At 73.6% G+C, this 17,704-nt stretch carries 19 protein-coding genes and 1 pseudogene; 14 read left to right on the top strand and 6 right to left on the bottom strand.

Translation table 11 applies throughout. The annotated features are described in order from the left end of the window. Window positions 1-2 precede the first annotated feature (2 nt). Window positions 3-926 (bottom strand): LysR family transcriptional regulator, encoded by a 924-nt coding sequence (locus ACFC02_RS29815; RefSeq protein ID WP_376363891.1) that lies wholly within the window; start codon window positions 924-926, stop codon window positions 3-5. 244 nt (window positions 927-1,170) lie between these two features. Here ACFC02_RS29815 and ACFC02_RS29810 point away from each other — a divergent pair, with 244 nt between their 5' ends. The 3 genes from ACFC02_RS29810 to ACFC02_RS29800 all read left to right on the top strand — a co-directional run bounded on the left by ACFC02_RS29810 (window position 1,171) and on the right by ACFC02_RS29800 (window position 3,695). Then, window positions 1,171-2,064: an NAD(P)H-binding protein gene (locus ACFC02_RS29810; RefSeq protein ID WP_376363840.1), complete on the top strand. Its 894-nt coding sequence runs from the start codon at window positions 1,171-1,173 to the stop codon at window positions 2,062-2,064. A gap of 10 nt (window positions 2,065-2,074) precedes the next feature. Continuing rightward, entirely contained in the window at window positions 2,075-2,488 is a 414-nt protein-coding gene (locus ACFC02_RS29805; RefSeq protein ID WP_376363837.1) for a darcynin family protein, read from the top strand. Between the two features lie 298 nt (window positions 2,489-2,786). Then, a complete protein-coding gene (locus ACFC02_RS29800) occupies window positions 2,787-3,695 on the top strand; it encodes a hypothetical protein (protein ID WP_376363834.1) in 909 nt (302 codons plus the stop codon). Between the two features lie 22 nt (window positions 3,696-3,717). Here ACFC02_RS29800 and ACFC02_RS29795 read toward each other — a convergent pair whose 3' ends face one another. Continuing rightward, complete coding sequence (locus ACFC02_RS29795; RefSeq protein WP_376363831.1) at window positions 3,718-4,446, bottom strand: GntR family transcriptional regulator; 729 nt, start codon at window positions 4,444-4,446, stop codon at window positions 3,718-3,720. A gap of 145 nt (window positions 4,447-4,591) precedes the next feature. On the opposite strand from ACFC02_RS29795, the gene ACFC02_RS29790 reads away from it, so the two are divergent. The 3 genes from ACFC02_RS29790 (at window position 4,592) to ACFC02_RS29780 (ending at window position 6,955) form a co-directional block, all read left to right on the top strand. Further along, window positions 4,592-5,131, top strand: a complete 540-nt coding sequence (locus tag ACFC02_RS29790) for a YbhB/YbcL family Raf kinase inhibitor-like protein (RefSeq protein WP_376363888.1) — start codon at window positions 4,592-4,594, stop codon at window positions 5,129-5,131. Between the two features lie 8 nt (window positions 5,132-5,139). Further along, window positions 5,140-5,838 (top strand): metal-dependent transcriptional regulator, encoded by a 699-nt coding sequence (locus ACFC02_RS29785; protein WP_376363828.1) that lies wholly within the window; start codon window positions 5,140-5,142, stop codon window positions 5,836-5,838. 325 nt (window positions 5,839-6,163) lie between these two features. Continuing rightward, entirely contained in the window at window positions 6,164-6,955 is a 792-nt protein-coding gene (locus ACFC02_RS29780) for a helix-turn-helix domain-containing protein (RefSeq protein WP_376363825.1), read from the top strand. Between the two features lie 33 nt (window positions 6,956-6,988). Here ACFC02_RS29780 and ACFC02_RS29775 read toward each other — a convergent pair whose 3' ends face one another. Together ACFC02_RS29775 and ACFC02_RS29770 are read right to left on the bottom strand one after the other, a co-directional pair. Beyond that, complete coding sequence (locus ACFC02_RS29775; protein WP_360968031.1) at window positions 6,989-7,420, bottom strand: response regulator; 432 nt, start codon at window positions 7,418-7,420, stop codon at window positions 6,989-6,991. Window positions 7,421-7,423: 3 nt separating this feature from the next. Continuing rightward, window positions 7,424-7,783, bottom strand: coding sequence for a hypothetical protein (locus tag ACFC02_RS29770; RefSeq protein ID WP_376363821.1), 360 nt, complete (start codon window positions 7,781-7,783; stop codon window positions 7,424-7,426). Window positions 7,784-7,903: 120 nt separating this feature from the next. Between ACFC02_RS29770 and ACFC02_RS29765 the strand changes: the two genes are divergently transcribed. The 3 genes from ACFC02_RS29765 (at window position 7,904) to ACFC02_RS29755 (ending at window position 11,906) form a co-directional block, all read left to right on the top strand. After that, window positions 7,904-9,571, top strand: a complete 1,668-nt coding sequence (locus ACFC02_RS29765) for an ATP-binding protein (protein ID WP_376363818.1) — start codon at window positions 7,904-7,906, stop codon at window positions 9,569-9,571. Next, the gene (locus ACFC02_RS29760) at window positions 9,568-10,779 is read left to right on the top strand and encodes a PP2C family protein-serine/threonine phosphatase (protein ID WP_376363814.1); all 1,212 of its coding nucleotides are present in this window, start codon (window positions 9,568-9,570) and stop codon (window positions 10,777-10,779) included. Before ACFC02_RS29765 ends, ACFC02_RS29760 begins: the two co-directional genes overlap by 4 nt. Window positions 10,780-11,180: 401 nt before the next feature. Continuing rightward, a complete protein-coding gene (locus ACFC02_RS29755) occupies window positions 11,181-11,906 on the top strand; it encodes a hypothetical protein (protein WP_376363811.1) in 726 nt (241 codons plus the stop codon). Between the two features lie 137 nt (window positions 11,907-12,043). Here ACFC02_RS29755 and ACFC02_RS29750 read toward each other — a convergent pair whose 3' ends face one another. Then, window positions 12,044-12,760, bottom strand: a complete 717-nt coding sequence (locus ACFC02_RS29750; protein WP_376363808.1) for an SDR family oxidoreductase — start codon at window positions 12,758-12,760, stop codon at window positions 12,044-12,046. A gap of 82 nt (window positions 12,761-12,842) precedes the next feature. Here ACFC02_RS29750 and ACFC02_RS29745 point away from each other — a divergent pair, with 82 nt between their 5' ends. The 4 genes from ACFC02_RS29745 (at window position 12,843) to ACFC02_RS29730 (ending at window position 16,218) form a co-directional block, all read left to right on the top strand. After that, entirely contained in the window at window positions 12,843-13,652 is an 810-nt protein-coding gene (locus ACFC02_RS29745; protein WP_376363805.1) for a helix-turn-helix transcriptional regulator, read from the top strand. Window positions 13,653-13,767: 115 nt separating this feature from the next. Further along, a complete protein-coding gene (locus tag ACFC02_RS29740) occupies window positions 13,768-15,048 on the top strand; it encodes a sensor histidine kinase (protein ID WP_376363802.1) in 1,281 nt (426 codons plus the stop codon). Then, window positions 15,045-15,707: a response regulator gene (locus tag ACFC02_RS29735; RefSeq protein WP_376363799.1), complete on the top strand. Its 663-nt coding sequence runs from the start codon at window positions 15,045-15,047 to the stop codon at window positions 15,705-15,707. Before ACFC02_RS29740 ends, ACFC02_RS29735 begins: the two co-directional genes overlap by 4 nt. A gap of 208 nt (window positions 15,708-15,915) precedes the next feature. Continuing rightward, window positions 15,916-16,218, top strand: coding sequence for a hypothetical protein (locus tag ACFC02_RS29730; RefSeq protein ID WP_376363796.1), 303 nt, complete (start codon window positions 15,916-15,918; stop codon window positions 16,216-16,218). Window positions 16,219-16,305: 87 nt separating this feature from the next. Here the strand turns inward: ACFC02_RS29730 and ACFC02_RS29725 are convergent, their stop codons facing one another. Continuing rightward, complete coding sequence (locus ACFC02_RS29725; protein ID WP_376363793.1) at window positions 16,306-17,247, bottom strand: MurR/RpiR family transcriptional regulator; 942 nt, start codon at window positions 17,245-17,247, stop codon at window positions 16,306-16,308. Between the two features lie 211 nt (window positions 17,248-17,458). Here ACFC02_RS29725 and ACFC02_RS29720 point away from each other — a divergent pair. Beyond that, window positions 17,459-17,704, top strand: a pseudogene (locus ACFC02_RS29720) (ATPase); the annotation flags it as partial.

Here is a 17,704-nt window from a genome sequence, read left to right as displayed (position 1 = left end):
GTTCACCGGCCCGGGTCCCCGGGGGTACGGATCGCCCGTCGTACGGCCGCGCGGAGCCAGTGGTGGGCCCCGTCGGCGGCGTGGCGGGGATGCCAGGCCATGCCGATGGTCAGGGGCGGCAGGGGCAGCGGGATGTCGAGGAGGCGCAGGCCGAGGGCGGTGGCGGTGTCGGTGAGGGGTGAGGGCGCCGCGCCCGGGAGCGCGGCGGGAACGAGGCAGACGACGTCGCCGCGGGCGGTGAGGGTCATCGCGGCCAGGTGGCTGGGGAGGGCCGCGGTCACCCGACGGCGCAGACCGTGCTCGGCCAGCGCGGTGTCGAGGGGGCCGGTGAACCGGCCGCGGCGGCTGACCGTGACGTGGTCGGCGTCGGCGAGCCGGGCCGGGGTCAGGGGGCCCTCGGCGAGGGGATGGCCGGGCCGCACGGCCGCCACCATCCTCACCGTGACCAGTTCCTCGACCCGGGTCTCGGGATCGACGTGGTCGATGGAACCGATCTCCAGGTCGATCCGGCCGTCGCGGAGCGCCGGCTGGGCTTCCAGTTCCTCCGTACGGAACCGCAGCGACACCCCCGGCGCCTCCTGCCGGGCCAGGAGCAGCAGCCCGGGGGCGAGGGCCGCGCCCACCAGGTCGGCGGTCTGGAGGGTGAAGGTGCGGCGCAGGGTGGCGGGGTCGGCCCCGGTCCCCGGGGTCAGCAGCGCCCCGAGGCGGCGTACCACGGCCGCGGCCTCGTCGCGCAGGGCCAGGGCGCGCGGCGTGGGGACCATGGTCTGCCCCGCCCGTACCAGGAGGGGGTCCTGGAGGATGCGGCGGAGGCGGCCCAGGGTGCGGCTCATCGCGGCCGGCGAGGTGCGCAGCCGGGCGGCCGCGCGGGTGACGCTCTGCTCGGCCAGGAGGGCGTCCAGGGCGACGGCGAGGTTGGCATCGATGCCCGCGTGGTCCGGACGCGCCCGGAGGTCCTGGTGCTCCGGGTGCTCCGGGTGATCCGGGTGATCGGGGGAGTCTGGGGAGTTGCGGGAGTCGGGGCTGTTCACCAGAAGGGGCTCCGTTCCAGGTCATCGCGGTTATTCCAGTACCGGCAATGATTCCATGCCGAAGTTCCTATTGTGGCAATGCCTTGCCCCTCCGCAGGATGAGGACGTACCGAATCCGGCACGATCCACGAGGATTTTCATGATCGTCATCACTGCCCCCACCGGGAACATCGGCCGCCACCTGCTGCCGCTGCTCCTCGACTCCGGCCCCGCCCGCGGCGAGCGGCTGCGCGTGATCGTGCGCGACCCCGCCCGCCTCTCCGACGCCGTGCGCGAACGCGTCGAGGTGATCACCGGCTCGCACGGCGACGCCGAGGTCGTCGACCGGGCCTTCGACGGCGCGGACGCCGTCTTCTGGCTCGTCCCGCCGGACGCCTCCCTGAGCCCGGAGGACGCCTACAGCGGCTTCACCCGCCCCGCCGCGAAGGCGCTCGCCGCCCACGGCGTCGGCCACGTCGTCGGTGTCTCCGCGCTCGGCCGCGGCACCCCGGTCGCCCACCGCGCGGGTCTCGTCACCGCCTCCCTCGCCATGGACGACCTCATCGCGGAGACGGGCGTCGCCTACCGGGCGCTGGCCAACCCCTCCTTCTTCGAGAACCTTCTGGAAGAGGCTGACTCGATCCGCGAGAAGGGCGTCTTCACCGACGCCGTCGCCGCCGACCGCAAGGCCCCCCTGGTGGCCGTCGCCGACATCGCCGCCGCCGCGGCCCGCCTGCTGCTGGACCGCTCCTGGACGGGCAACGGCAGCGTCCCGGTCCTCGGACCGCAGGACCTGTCCCCCGATGACCTGGCCCGCATCATGACCGAGCAGTTCGGCCGGCCCGTCCGCTACGAACGCCAGTCCCTCGACGACCTGCACACCACCCTCGTCGGCTACGGCCTCGACGAGGCGTTCGTCCGAGGCATCGCCGACATGAAACAGGCCAAGGACGACGGACTCGACGCAGGAGTCACCCGCACCCCGGACACCACCGGAGCCACCACCTTCGAACAGTGGTGCGCCCGGACCCTCAAGCCCGCCGTACTCTCCTGAAAGCACCCTCATGACCCCTGAGAACACCGAACCGACGGCCACCGGGAGCACCGAACCGACGGCCACCGGGAGCACGGCACCGCCCGTCACCGCGTTCCTGCTCGTCAAGACCACACCCGAGTGGCTCGCCCTGACCCCCGGGGAACGCGTGGACGCCTTCACCACCCAGGTCGTCCCCGCGATCGAGGCCCGGACGAGCGGCGTACGGTCGCGCTTCTACGACACGGAGTTCTACTCCGCCCGCGTCACCGACGTCTGGGTGTGGGAGGCCGACGACCACCAGGCCTACCAGCGCCTCATCGACGCGCTGCGCGAAACCCCTTTCTGGGACCGCTACTTCGAGGTCGTCGACCTCCTCGTCGGCACCGAGAACGGCTACGCCCGCACGTACGGCGTCGATGCGGTGGCCACCATCGCCACCTGACGGACCGTCACCGGAGGGGCGGTACGGGACCGGTGTCTTCCGGCGCCCCGTGCGCGAGGCACCGCCCGGCCCGTACCGGCGTCCCGCCCCCTGCCGCCCCTCACCACGGTCCGGAGCCGCTCGCATAGGGTTACCGCCCATGTGGCCAGGAGAGCAGCCGCCAGGGGGCGGGCAGAATCCGCAGCAGCCGGTACCGGGGGCGCAACCGAACCCGTACGGTCAGCCGGTGCCGGGGCAGCAACTGAACCCGTATCAGCAGCCGGTGCCGGAGCGGCAACCGAACCCGTACGGTCAGCCGGTGCCGGAGCAGCAACAGCGACCGAACCCGTACCAGCAGCCGAACCCGTACCCCCAGCCCCAGCCCCAGCCCCGGACCGTGCCGGCCGAGCGGTCCGGTGTGCCGGTGCCGCCGGCTCCGGGCGGGGGCCGCGGGCGCGCCGGGCTCGTCGCCGTCGCCGTGGCGGCGGTCGTCGTGGTCGCCGCGGGCGTGACCGGCTACGCCCTGCTCGGCGGCGGCGAGGACGGCAAGGCCGGCCCCGACCCCGCACCCACCACCTCCCCGTCGGCGTCCCAGAGCCAGGACAACCCCCGTACGGCGGACACCGGCACGGCCACGGTCGAGGGCTGGAAGGTCGTGGTGAACCCGAGCGCGGGGATCAAGTTCGACGTGCCACCGCAGTGGGCGCTCCGCTCCACCGGCTGGGTCACCTACGTGTCCGACAACGACGACCCCGACGACAAGCCCCTGATCGCCATGCGCGCCCCCGCCTTCCTGAAGGAACAGTGGTGCTCCTCGGACGACGACAAGGACGGCAGACCGGACCACTCCCCGCTGGCCGCGGCCGGCTCCCGGCGCAACAACGGCGCCAGGAGCACCGAGGACATCGCCTCCACCGACCCGGGGACGTGGGTGTACGGGCAGTACACCCAGCCCGACAGGACCAAGGTGAAGTCGGGCCCCGTGCAGCCGTTCACCACCGCCTCGGGCATCAAGGGCAGCCTCGGCAGCGCCTGGTCGGTCGGCGTGAACAGGTCGAAGAAGTGCTCCACGGACGGCAAGGCGTGGACGTTCGCCTTCAAGGACCCCCAGGGAGACCTCGCCTCCTGGTCGTTCTTCGCCGCCAAGGGCGTGTCCGGTGAGGTGCCGGAGGCGACCGTACGGAAGATCGCCGCCACCGTACGGACCTACGAGGCCCCGTCCACCTGAGCCGGACGGGAGGCCCCGGGGCTCAGGTTTCCCGCTCCGGGGCGTGTCCGGCGCGTCCGCTCAGCGCGGCCGCGGTCAGCGTGAGGTGCCGGATCAGTACCGCGGCCGCGGTGCCGGCGTCGCGGGCGAGCGCCGCCTCCTCCAGCCGGCGGTGCTCGTCGGCGCCGTCGCGGTGCGGGTCGCGCTGGGCGGACCAGCGGCGGGCGAGTTCGCTCGCGGTCCACAACCGGTCGAAGGTCTCCATGAGGACGGGATTGCCGCATCCCTCCAGCAGGGTGCGGTGGAAGACCCGGTGGGCCTCGGCCCAGACGGCGGTGTAGTGCTCGCCCTCCTCCGGTGCGAACGCCGGGGTGCGGGCGAGGCGGTGGTGGGCTGCCCGCACCCGGGCCTCCCAGTCGACGTCGCCACGCTCGACGGACATGCGCAGCATGACCGGTTCGATGGTCCGGCGGGCCTCCGCGATCTCCTGCCAGCGGCGGTCGGAGAAGGCCGGGACGGCGAAACCGCGGTTGGGCAGCCGGTCGGCCAGGCCCTCGCCGACCACCCGCACGAGCGCCTCACGCACGACGGCCAGGCTCACGCCCTGTTCCCTGGCGATGTCCTGGGGTTTGAGGGCGTCGCCAGGGGCGTGGTCCCCGCGCATGATCGCGTCCCGCAGGAGTGCGTAGACCTGCTCGGAGAGCATCCGCTTCCCCGGCGAGCCCGATGCAGGGCCCGATGCCGAGCCCGAGGTGTGTGCCGCTTCGTTCATGCCCTCAGCATAGACGATCCTAGAGATAATCGATTTTAAGTGTTACTGTCGATTAGCGGGCACGGGAAGCGGCCGAAACAGCCGAAACAACCCACGAATCTCTGGAACATCCCGTATGCCTGAAACACCCGAAAGGAACAACGCGTTGCGCGCCAACGACCCCTTCGCACGTCTCCCCGAGGCGGCGTCCTTCACCGTCACCAGCACCACCGTCAACGACGGCGCCCCCTGGCCGCCCGAGCAGTACTCGGGTGTCTTCGGTGTCCCCGGCGGCAAGGACCTCTCCCCGCAGCTGACCTGGAGCGGTGCCCCGGAAGGCACCATGAGCTACGCCGTCACGGTCTACGACCCCGACGCCCCCACCGGTTCCGGGTTCTGGCACTGGGCGGTCGCCGACATCCCCGCCGCCGTCACCGAGTTGCCCGAGGGCGCCGGCGACGAGACGGGCTCGGGCCTGCCCGACGGCGCCTTCCAACTGCCCAACGACGCCCGCGCCGCCCGCTTCATCGGCGCCGCCCCGCCGGCCGGGCACGGCCCGCACCGCTACTTCGTGGTGGTGCACGCCCTCGACGTCGAGTCCATCGGCGTCCCTGCCGACGCCACCCCGGCCGTCCTCGGTTTCACCATGGCCGGGCACATACTCGGCCGCGCGGTGCTGACCGCCACCGCCGAGACCCCCGCCTGACGGACCGCATGTCGCACCTCATCGACACCACGGAGATGTATCTCCGCACCGTCCTGGAGCTGGAGGAAGAGGGCGTGGTGCCGCTGCGCGCCCGCATCGCCGAGCGCCTGGACCAGAGCGGCCCCACCGTCAGCCAGACCGTCGCCCGCATGGAACGCGACGGCCTGCTGCGCGTCGCGGGCGACCGGCACCTGGACCTGACGGAGCAGGGCCGGCGGATCGCCACGCGGGTGATGCGCAAGCACCGGCTCGCCGAATGCCTGCTCGTCGACGTGATCGGGCTGGAGTGGGAGCAGGTCCACGCCGAAGCCTGCCGCTGGGAGCACGTGATGAGCGAGGCCGTCGAACGGCACCTCGTGCGGCTGCTGCGGCACCCGGCGACGTCGCCCTACGGCAACCCCATCCCCGGCCTGGAAGAGCTCGGCGACGCGCGCGGCGCCGCCGCCGAGCCGGTTCCCGGCGAGCGGGTGGTCAGTCTCAGCGCGCTCGCACCGGGGCCCGGCGGCGCGAACGCGGTCGTACGGCGGATCGGGGAGCCGGTCCAGAGCGACCCCCGGCTGCTGCGCACTCTGTGGCAGGCCGGGGTGCGACCCGGCGCGGTCGTGCGCGTGACGTCCTCGCCCGCGGGCGTGGCGGTCGGCAGCGGCCGGGAGATCGCCGAACTCCCCACGCGGACCGCCGCGCAGGTCTTCGTGGCCGCGCGGTGAGACCCGGCCCGTTGGCGGCCCGGTGACGGCCCGGCGGCCGGACTGCGACCGGACGCCGACCGGACACCGGGCCGTCACCGTGGTCCGTACGGCCGTGGTGCGTGCGGTCGTGGTGCGTGCGGTCGTGGTGCGTGCGGTCGTGGTGCGTGCGGTCGTGGTCCGTGCGGTGATGGTGCGTGCGGTCGTGGTCCGTGGTCCGTCCGGACATAGGCTGGCCGGGTGTTCGACTCGCCCGACCTCGACCTGGCGCCGTACGCGGATCTCGACACCGGCGGCTTCGTACGGCGCACCCATTGCAGCTGGCACACCGGGGGGATGGCGGTCGATGCTGGTCCAGTGCTTCACCCACGCCCGGGAAGCGGATTCCTTCGAACTCCCGGGAGTGGCTGACCTGCACCTCGTGCTGGCCGTCGGCGGGGAGGCGGTGATGCGGGTGCGCGACGGCGACGGCACCGGCGGCGGGCGAGCGGTCCGGCGCCGCTGGGCCCCAGGTCGCCTGGAGCTGATGGTCCCCGGCCGCCCCACCACCCGCAGTTACCGTGCGGTCTCGGCGATGCGGAGCGTCCAGGTGCACATACCGCGGGCCGCGGTCGAGCGGGCCGCGGCACACCTGGGCGGCCCTGCCCCCGACTTCGCCGCGATCCGCGCCTCGCTGTCAGCGGGGGACGAGGTCGTCGAACAGGTCGTGCGCGCGCTGCCGGCCGCCGCGCACGCCGGTGACCTGTACGCGGAGTCGGCCGCCGCCTTCCTCGTGACGCATCTGCTGGCGCGCGGCCGGGACCACCGGGTCCCGGGACCCGAGCACAGGGCCGTCCGCGAAGGCGTCGCGATCATGCACGAGCGCCTCGCCGATCCGCTGACCCTCGCCGACATCGCCGGCGAAGTGCACCTGAGCGTCTACCACTTCGTCCGCGTCTTCCGCGAAGCCACAGGTCAGACACCGCACCGGTACCTCACCGGGCTGCGGATCGAACGAGCGCGGCTGCTGCTGGCCGGCACCGGCCTCACCGTCGCGCAGATCGCCGAACGCTGCGGCTTCTCCGGTCCCGGGAGCCTGTCCTCGGCGTTCCTGACCCATGTGGGCGTCAGGCCGGCGGCGTACCGCCGGGACCTGTGACCGGACCGACGGCCGCGCTCCTGTGCTCCCCGCCTACTCCTTCGGGGGCTTGACGGCGATGTCCAGGTAGAAGGCGTCGATACTGCGGACCGCCGCCTCGAACTCCTCCAGGTTCACTGGCTTGGTGACGTAGGCGTTGGCGTGGTGGTGGTAGGCGCCGGTGACGTCGTCGGGCGCCGCGGACGTCGTGAGGACGACGACGGGGATCGTCCGCAGGTCGGCGTCCTCCTTGACGACGGCCAGGAACTCCCGGCCGTTCATCCGCGGCATGTTGAGGTCGAGCACGATCAGATCGGGGCGTTCGTTGCCCGGGTCGCGCAGGTAGTCCAGGGCGGCGATGCCGTCGGGGACCTGGGTGAGGTTGCGGGTGCCTCGCTCGGCGAGGGCGTCCTGGATGAGCATCGCGTCGGCGACGTCGTCCTCGACCAGCAGCACGTCGTAGGGGCGGGTTGCGGCGGCAGCCATGATTCACGAGCTCCGGGGTGTAGGACGGTGGACAGGATGTGCGCTGGTGGTGATCAGCCCGGGCCAGCGGCGCCGGGCTCCTTGCCGGCTGATGCTGACGGCCCGGCCGATCTCGGGATAACCGGCTCCGCTGGCGGCCGCGGTGAGCGCCGCCTGGTCCTCCAGACGCCGGACGGCCTCCTTGACGCCGCTCAGCACCCGCAGCCGTTCGAGCGCCCGGCTGCGGGACTGGGCCGCGTCGAGGGGCTCGGCCGGCGGGGCGACGGTGTCCGGTGCCAGATGCCGGGCGAGTTCGTCCACCATCCGGTTCACCAGCGCGACCGTCTCTCCGGAGGGCTGGGGAGGGGGGACGGAACCGGGCATGGGCCCAGGCTACGGCGTTGATCTCCCCTGGGACAACATACGTTGTCGGACCCTGGGTACAGTGAGCTTGCCGTGCGCCTGACCGGGGCCGGGACGACCTAGGGAGAGACGCGAACCGGGATGCGAAGCAAGCCGACCGACACCGGAGGTGCGTTCGCCGGCTGGACCACCCGGCGCTGGCTGCGGACAGGGGTCGCCACCGCGTCGATCGTCCTGGCGGTGCTGGGGTCGCTGGGGGGCTGGGCCATGTGGCGCACGTCGCAGATCACGGCCGACCTGGTCGACCGGCGTTCCCCCGCCCTGATCCAGGCCATGCGCGTGGAACAGGCACTCGTCAACCAGGAGACCGGGGTGCGGGGGTACGGCCTGTCGGGCCGCGCGGACTTCCTCCAGCCGTACGCCCAGGGCGTGCGTGACGAGAAGACGGCGCTGGGACGCCTGCGGCCCCTGGTCCAGGGCGACCCGCGGGCCGCCGCCGACCTGGCCGAGGTCGAGAAACTGGCCGGGACCTGGCAGCGGCGCATCGCCGACCCCGTTTCGAGCGCCTCCGCCGCGGACGCGGTGAAACTCGCCACGGACCGGGCGGCCGAGGGTAAGACCTCGTTCGACTCGCTGCGGCGCGCGATGGCCGGTCAGCAGGCCCATCTGGACGGCGAACGGGCGGCTCAGGCCCGGCAGCTCCGGCAGGCGCAGACGCTGCGCAACTGGATGTTCGCCGTCATCGCCGTCCTCATCGTGCTGCTCGCCGTCCTCGTCTTCGAGGGGCTGCGCCGCGGCATCACCGGCCCGCTCGGCCGACTGGGCGCGGACGCCCGTGACGTCGCGCGGGGCCGTTTCGACCTCTCCTTCACCGGCACCGGACCCGCCGACCTGCGCCGGCTCGCCGCGGACGTGGAGTCCATGCGCCGCCGCCTCGTGGAGGAACTCCAGGTCAGCGAGGAGGCCCGCCGGCTGGTCGACGAACAGGCGGAGGACCTGAAGCGGTCGAACACCGAACTGGAGCAGTTCGCCTACGTCGCCTCGCACGACCTGCAGGAACCGCTGCGCAAGGTGTCCAGCTTCACACAGCTGCTGCAACGCCGTTACGGAGGGCAGCTGGACGACCGGGCCGACCAGTACATCGCGTTCGCCGTGGACGGCGCCAACCGCATGCAGAACCTCATCAACGACCTGCTGGCCTTCTCGCGGGTCGGGCGGGTGCACAACGACCACCGGTCCGTCGACCTGGAGGAGATCGTGGGCAGGACGCTCGACGACCTCAGCGTGACCGTCGAGGAGACCGGCGCCGAGATCACGCACGACCCCCTGCCCACCGTCGTCGGCGACCCCACCCAACTGGGCACGCTCTGGCAGAACCTGCTGTCCAACGCCATCAAGTTCCGCAGCCCCGACCACACGCCGCACATCCACATCAGCGCCGCGCGGGACGGCGACACCTGGGAGTTCGCCGTCAGCGACAACGGCATAGGCATCGCTCCCGAGTTCCAGGAGAAGGTCTTCATCATCTTCCAGCGCCTCCACACCAAGGACGCCTACCCGGGCACCGGCATCGGCCTGGCGATGTGCAAGAAGGTCGTGGAGTTCCACGGCGGGAGCATCGGGATCGACCCCGCCTACAAGCTGGGCACCCGCGTCGTCTTCACCCTCCCGGTCGCCGAGAGCGAGAGCGAGAGCGAGACCGAGGCCGTTGCCGAGCCCGAGCCCGGGGCCGCATCCGGGGCGGGGGCCGCTTCCGGGGCCGAGTCGGAGGCCGGGACCGCGTCCGAGGAGAGAGGGACGCAGCCGTGACCGACCGAGCCACGGGCCGCGCGGACCGGTTCAGCATCGTCCTCGTGGAGGACGACGACGGCGACGCCCTCCTGGTCGAGGAACTCCTCTACGACACCGACCTGTCGTACACCCTCACACGCTGCCGCACCGCCGCCGAAGCACGCGCCGCGCTCGCCACGCGCCCCGCCGACTGCGTCCTGCTCGATCTGCACCTGCCCGACGCGACCGGAGTGGAGACGGTCCACGCGGTCGAGGCGGACACCCGGGCCGCCATCATCGTCCTGACCGGACTGGACGAACCCCGCGCCGGCGTCGACGCCCTCGCCGCCGGTGCCCAGGACTACCTCGTCAAGGGCAAGGTCGACCCCGACCTGATGCAGCGCGCCGTCCGCTACGCCATCCAGCGAAAGCAGGCCGAGCGCGCCAACGCCGCCCTCCAGATCGGACGCCTGCGCGCCGAGGAGAACGCCCGCCTGGAACGCGGGCTGCTGCCCGAACCCCTGCTGTCCTCCACCGCCGTCACCGCGTCCTCCCGCTACTACCCGGGCCGCGCCCAGGCCCTGCTCGGAGGAGACTTCCTCGACGTCGTCCAGACCGACGACGGGCAGGTCCACGCGATCATCGGGGACGTCAGCGGCCACGGCCCCGACGCCGCCGCGCTCGGCGTCTGCCTGCGCATAGCCTGGCGCGCCCTGACCCTCGGCGGCCACCGCGACCAGCACCTGCTCCACCTGCTGGAACAGATCCACATCGCCGAACGCACCGGCAGCGACCTGTTCGCCACCTGCACCCTCATCACCCTGGACGCGGACGCCGGCACCGTCACCCTGCACCTGGCCGGCCACCACGAACCCCTCCTCGTCACGGACGAGGGCACCCGGCAGGTGACCGCCGCCCACGGCATCGCCCTCGGCATCGCGCCCGGAGTGGGCAAGTGGGCCGCCACCACCCTCGCGCTGCCCGCCCGCGGAGCGCTCGTCGCCTACACCGACGGGCTCATCGAGGGCTTCGCCGACAGCACCGACGAACGGCTCGGCGTCGAGGGTCTGCTGGGCATCATCGACACTCTCCAGGCCCCCGACCCCGGCACCCACCTCGACCAGCTCATCGCCCGCACCCGCACCCTCAACGCCGACCGGCACACCGACGACCTGGCCGTCCTGCGCCTGGACTGGGACCTCACCGCGTCCGGCCTCCGCAGCGGCACCTGGCGCGCCGAGCGGTAGCGACGGGCGGCAGACAAGAGCGACGGGCGGCAGACAAGGGCGCCGAGGGTGCTGAGGGCGCTGAGGGATCCGTGGGCGCTGAGGGATCCGAGGGGGCCGAGGCGCTGGGGGCGTTGGGGGAGACGGGACACTGGGGGCCGGGGGTACGGGGCGCGGGGGGAGCCGCTGGTCACCGATGTGATCCGGGTGATCCGGTTACGGCGAAGCCCTCATTCCGTTTCCTGTCGCACTCCCGTGACAGTTCGGGCGACAAACCGTCGAAGCAGGCTGCCTATGCTTCATGTGTCGCCGCCCCCCACCCTCACCGACCACCGGACACCGACCGGTGAGAAGCGGCATGAAGTCCTTCGACCTCTGCGTCTCCGTCTGCGTCTCCGTCTGCGTCTCCAGGAGCCACTTTCATGCCCACCGTGTCCGCGCGCCGTTCCGTCCTCGCCGCCGCCGCCGCCCTCGCCGCCGCCCTCGGCGCCACCGCCGCCCTCCCGGCCGCCTCCGCCGCGGCTGCCGGCCGAACCGCCCACGCCGCCGTCAGCACCGACCCGGGCGCCCGCTACGCGGGCAAGGCCGTCTCCATCGGCCCGAACCTGGTCGCCGTCCTGCGCAACGACCCTAAGGCGGGCGGCCCCGAGGCGTGGATCCGCGCGGTCTCGGCGAACTGGAAGCCCGGTGACGCCTACATGTCCCGTGTCCTGACCGAACTGGACCGCGGCCACCTCACGGCCAAGCAGGGCAACCTGTCGCTGAAGCTGACCGGCGTGGGCGGCTCCGCCCCCGCGCTGCAGGTCCACAGCGACAAGGGCACCACCAAGACCTACGCGCTCCCCAAGGCCGGCTCGCCCGACGCGCGGGGCTGCACGATCGTCCACGAGGCGTCCATCGGCGCCGGAACCCTCGCCGTGCTCAGCAACGGCCCGGCCGGCCCGCGGGCCTTCTTCGAGGACGCCGACGACCACACCCGGTTCGCCGGCGTCGTCGACCGCAGCCACCCCGCCCTGCCCGAGAGCGCCGGGTTCCTCGCCCGCATCGTCGACCCCGACGGCCCGGCGCCCAAGCTCGTCACCAACATGGAGGGCGGCGGCCACCCCGCCACCACGACCGCGTTCCCGGCTCCCGGCTGCGTCAAGTGACCCGTAGCGCACCGCGCGCCTGAACCGGGACCGGCCGGGTACGGCCCCCTGCCCCGCCCGAGCCGAGGGGGCCCGGCCCGGTCACGCCCGCGGGATCGCGTACCGGACCCGCCCGTGCCGTGGTGACCACCAGCTGGTCACCACGGCACGGGCGTTCCGTCCCAGGAGAAGAACGCGCCGGTCGGCCCGTCGTCCGGCAGGAGCGCCAGCCGTACGGCACCCCGCGCGGCCTCCTCCGGATCCCCGCCGGCCGCGGCCGCACGGGCGTTGAGGTCGGTGGCCCGCAGGCCGGGGGCGAGCGCGTTGACCTTGAAACCCTCCCCGGCCAGCGTCTGGGCGTACAGGACGGTGAGGGCGTTGAGGGCGGTCTTCGACGACCGGTAGGCAGCCGCGCCGCCGCTGCCCGGGGCGAACTGGGGGTTCGGGTTCGTGCTCCAGGTCAGTGACCCGGTCCCGCTGGACACGTTGACGATCCGGGGGTGCGGGGAGCGGCGCAGGGCGGGCAGGAAGGCGTTGGTGACCGCGGCGACCCCGAACACGTTGGCCTCGTACGTACGCCGGAACTCCTCCGTGCCGGTCTCGGTCGGCTGGGCCAGTGAGGGCGAGATGCCCGCGTTGTTGACCAGTACGTCGAGGCGGTCCACCTCTCCCGCGGCGGCGGCGATGCTGTCCGGGTCCGTCACGTCGAGGACCAGCAGCCGCGCCGCGCCCCCCATCTCCTCGACGGCCCGCCGCCCGCGCCCGGCGTCGCGGGAACCCACGTGGACGGCGAAACCCTCCGCCACGAGCAGCCGGGCGATCTGCTGTCCGATGCCCTTGTTGGCACCGGTGACCAGTGCTGTGCGATCGTTCATGACAGCCACGGTCCCCCGGCGGCATCCGCCGTGCCAGGGGCAACCTGTACCAGGCTGTACCGGGCGAGCGGGAGGAGCGGTCATGGCGCGACAGGAACTGGCCCGCTTCCTGCGGGAGCGCCGCGCGGCCCTGCGCCCGCACGAGCTGGGCCTGCCCGCCGGGCTCCCGCGCCGCACCCCGGGGCTGCGCCGCGAAGAGGTGGCGGAGCTGGCCCACATGTCCGTCGACTACTACACGCGGCTCGAACAGGCCCGCGGCCCCCGCCCGTCGCCCCGCATCCTCGACGGGCTGGGACGGGCCCTCCGCCTCGCACCGGCCGAACGCAACCACCTGTTCCGCCTGGCCGGCACGAGCGCGCCGCCGCCCGCCACCGGCGCCGTACGGCGCGTGCGCCCGCACGTGGCCCGGATGCTCCGGCGCCTGCCGGACACCGGCGCGATCGTCACCGACGCGACCTACGGCGTCGTCGCCTGGAACCCGCTGGCCCAGGCCCTGCTGGGCGGCGACCTCGCCACGGGCACGGTGAACCTGGCCCGCCGCCGGTTCCTCGCCGGGGGACCGGCGCGCGAATCCTCCGGCAAGGAGGAGTTCGGACACATCGTGGTCGCCCGCCTGCGCCGGGCCGCCGACCGCTACCCGCACGATCCGCGGCTCGCCGCCCTGCTGGCCGAACTCCACGCGGACAGCGAGGAGTTCCGTCACCTGTGGGAGACGCGTCCGGTGCACGCCCCGGGCCACCGCACCAAGGTCCTCGACCACCCGACGGCGGGCCGGCTGCGCCTGAACTGCGATGTCCTCCTCGTCCCCGACGACGACCAGGAGGTCGTCCTGATCACCGCCGACCCCGGCTCCCCCTCGGCCCGGACGCTGAGCAGGCTGGCCGCACACTGAACACGCTCCGGCCGCACGTCCCCGATTCCTGCGACACGGCCCCGGCGTTCTTCAACCCCCGGGCGTACGTCCCCGGGCCGATGCCGCCGCGTCGGCGCCTGGCTAGCCTGACGGCATGGACGCCACACCGACCACGCCGCCGTCCGCGTGCCCCGCACCGCACGGCGGCCCCGCGCGCCGCGCTCTGCCCGCCGAGGGGACGCACCGCCGGATGACCGGTTCGAAGGCCATGGCCTGGGCGGGCGCAGTGCTGTACTTCCTCCTGATGACCCTGCTCGTGGCAGGGGCGACACATCCCTCGGACGTCGCCCACGCCGTCGGGGCACTGCTCGCCGCGACCCTGCTCGCCGGCACGGTCCGCCGCATGCCGTCGCTCGCCCTGGCCCTGACGCTCCTGGGGTCCTTCGCCGTGCTGGCGGGCCCCGCCGGCTCCCTGCGGGCGAGCTACGACGTGGCGTTCCAGGCCCGGTTCCTGTCCTTCCTCGCGGTCGACCTCGTCCTGGCGGTCATCGTCGCCACCCGCACCAGGCGTGCGTCGACCACCGCCGTAACCGTGACCTTCCTCATGGAGGCCGCCCTGGTCAGCGGCTATGCGCACGGCAACGACCTGCTCGCCGACGGCGTGATCGCCCTGCTGGCCCTGGCCGCGTCCTGCATGGTCGGTCTGCTGGTGCGCGAGCGCCGCACACACGCGGTGGCGCTGCGCAGGCAGGAGGTGGCCGAGGCCGTGACGGCCGAACGGCTGCGTATCGCCCGCGAGTTGCACGACATGGTCGCGCACAGCATCGGCATCATCACCATCCAGGCCGGGGTCGGAAGCCGGGTCATCCAGACGCAGCCCGCGGCGGCCCGCGAAGCGCTGCGCGCCATCGAGACCACCAGCAGGGAGACCCTGTCGGGCCTGCGGCGCACCCTGGTGGCGCTCCGCCGGGCCGACCCGGCCGGCCCGGGCGGGGCGGCGCCGGGAAGGGCGGCGCTCGCACCCTCACCCGGACTCGACGACCTCGAACAGCTGGCGGCGGCGACCGCGGACGCGGGCGTGCGCGTCGAGGTGCGCCGCAGCGGCGAACGGCGGCCCCTGCCCGCCGACATCGACCTGTCCGCCTACCGTATCGTCCAGGAGGCGCTGACCAACGTGGTCCGCCACGCGGGCACCGGGAACTGCCGGGTGAGCGTCGACTACGGGGACGAGGAGCTGTCCGTGGAGATCGTGGACGACGGGCGCGGCGCCGCCGGGGACGGTCCGGCGCACGGCTTCGGTCTCGTCGGCATGCGCGAGCGGGTCGGCCTGCTGCACGGCCGGCTCAGCGCCGGGCCGCGCCCCGAGGGCGGCTTCCGGGTGGCGGCCCGGCTGCCGCTGCCCGAACCCGCCGCGGTCCGGGCGGCGGCCCCGTGACCGTCCGCATCGTGCTCGCCGACGACCAGCCGCTGGTGCGGTCGGGACTGCGCGTGCTCGTGGCCGACCACCCCGACCTGGAGATCGCCGGGGAGGCCGCCACCGGCGCCGAGGCGGTCCGGCTGGCCGTCGACCTCGCGCCCGACGTCGTGGTGATGGACATCCGCATGCCCGGCATGGACGGCATCGAGGCCACGCGCCGCATCACCGCCGGCGCCGGGACGACCCGCGTGCTCGTCCTCACCACGTTCGACGAGGACGAGTACGTCTACGGTTCCCTGCGGGCCGGTGCCAGCGGCTTCCTGGTCAAGGACATGGCGCTCGACGACATCCTCGCGGCGATCCGCGTGGTCGCGGCGGGCGACGCACTGATCGCACCGAGCGTGACGCGCCGTCTGATCGCGGACTTCGCCGACCGCCCCGCCGCCGCGCCGCGGCGCCCCGCCCGTGCGGTCGAGGGCCTGACCGAACGGGAACGGGAGGTGCTGACCCTGGTCGGCCGCGGCCGGTCCAACACCGAGATCGCGCAGGACCTCTTCATCACCGTGGCCACGGCCAAGTCGCACGTGTCACGGCTGTTCACCAAGCTGGGCGCCCGGGACAGGGTGCAGCTCGTGATCACCGCCTACGAGACGGGACTGGTCGGGCCGCCCGAGTGAACCGGCGTGCCGCCGGGCGCCGGGCGGGCAGGACCGCGGCCCGGCACCAGCGGACCGCTTCCCTCCTCCACGACGCCTCTCCCGTTCTCCACTTCTGCCGCTCCATCAGGTGAAGAGCCGGGCGGCGGCGCACGCGAGGTTGACGCGGGCGTGACCGCGCGGCGGCGGGCGGCGTTAGGCCGCTCCCGTCCGGAAGGAACCCCGCCTCATGAGCGCCCCCGCGCCCTTTCCGCGTATCGTCACCGCCGCCGTCGGCGTCCTCGCCGTCCTCGTCGCCGCCGGGGTCGTGGCGTTCACGTCCGGCGGTGCCGCAGGCCGTGCCGCCCCGCAGCCCGGACCGTCCCGCGCACCGATGCCCGGGCCCGCTTCGGGACCGTCCGCCCGCCCCACCGGCCGGCCCGCGGTGCCGACGCCGGAGGCGAGCTGCCTGCTCTACGACTTCGAGTGCCAGGCGGCGGGAGGCGAGGGCGGCCCGGTGCCGCAGCCGTCCACGGCGGCGGGCGGCACGTGAGCCGTCACCTCACCTCTTCAGGACGATCGGCACGGCCGGCCCAGCCCCGCGACGATCAACGCCAGGACCACCGCAGAGGCCGTCCGATCACTCGGCGGGCGGCGTGCGGCGGCCCTGCTGCGGGCGCCGGTGACGCTGGACGGCCCCGTAGGTCTTGTGCAGCGCCGCGGTCGTGGCGTCGAAGGAACGCTGCGCGACACCGACGAACAGGCAGTCCACGACGGCGAGTTGGGCGATGCGGCTGACGGTCGCGCCGGACCGGAAGGGCGCGTCCCGGGCGCGGGTCGTGAGCACGAGGTCCGCGCTCCGCGCCAGACTGGAACGCGCGAAGTTGGTGAGGGCGATGGTGGTGGCGCCCCGCTCGGCGGCCGCCTGGAGCGGCTCGACGGTGTCCTCCGTCTCCCCGGAGTGGGATATGGCCACGGCGACGTCACCGGGCCCGAGCAGCGCGGTGGCGGTGAGCGCGGCGTGCCGGTCGGTCCAGATGAACGCCATGTGGCCGATGCGGTGCAGTTTCTGGTGCAGGTCCTGGCCGACGAACGCGCTGGCGCCGACACCGAAGACGTCGATCCGCCGGGCCCCCGCCACCGCGTCCACCGCACGCTCCAGCACGCCGATGTCCAGCCCGGCCCCGGAGTCCTCCAGGGCGCGGACCTCGTTGTAGACGACCTTGCCGACGATCTCGCTCAGCGTGTCGGTCGGGCTGATGTCGCCGGCCGGCACCCGGCGTTCGCCGCCGAGGGCGTGCTCGTGGGCCGCGGCCGCGGCCAGAGCCAGGCGCAACTGGGGGTAGTTGGGGAGCCCGATGGCCCGGGAGAAGCGCATGACCGTGGCGACCGAGGTGTCGGCCCGCCGGGCCAGCGCGCTGATGGACAGCTCCGCCGCCTGCGCCGGGTCGGCCAGCACAGCGTCGGCCACCCGACCCTCGGAAGGCGCGAGGGACGGCAGTGACGTGCGGATGCGCGCGAGTATCGCGGCGGGTGACGCGTCCTGCGCCACCGGTGCGCGGGTCGACTTCGTACGGGCCATGGGCCGTTGCCTCCTCAGCGGATGGCCACAGCGTAAGCACGCCCGGGCGGCGCGTCAAAAAGTTACGGGTTCGGTTGCGTGAGGTTACTTATTGACATGTGGAGGGCGGCCTTCTGATACTCGCTGGACCGCGATCCGCGCCGATCACCGGCCCTGTGGCCGTCCGTGACCGTCCGACGCGCCGGATCCCGCAGACACGAAGGCGTGTTGGATGACATCAGCAGTGGCTGTGGACCTCGGCAAGACCGGCTGCCGTGCCGTCCTGTGGGACAGCGCCGGTCCCGCCGGGGACGCCCCCGGGATCCACGAGGTGCCCGGCGCCCCGGGCCTCGCCGCCGACGGCGGAGTGGCGGCGGCCCGCGCCGCCGTACTGGCCGCCGTCCTCCCCCTGCTCGGGCCCCAGCCCCGTACGAGAGCGGCGGCCGTCTGCGTGGGCGCCGCCGGGGCGGCCTCCGCC

Source organism: Streptomyces sp. NPDC056160, assembly GCF_042268205.1.
In the GTDB taxonomy this organism is placed as follows: Bacteria; Actinomycetota; Actinomycetes; order Streptomycetales; family Streptomycetaceae; genus Streptomyces.
Note: the sequence above shows the minus strand (reverse complement) of the source record. Positions and strands in the feature narration are given on the sequence as shown.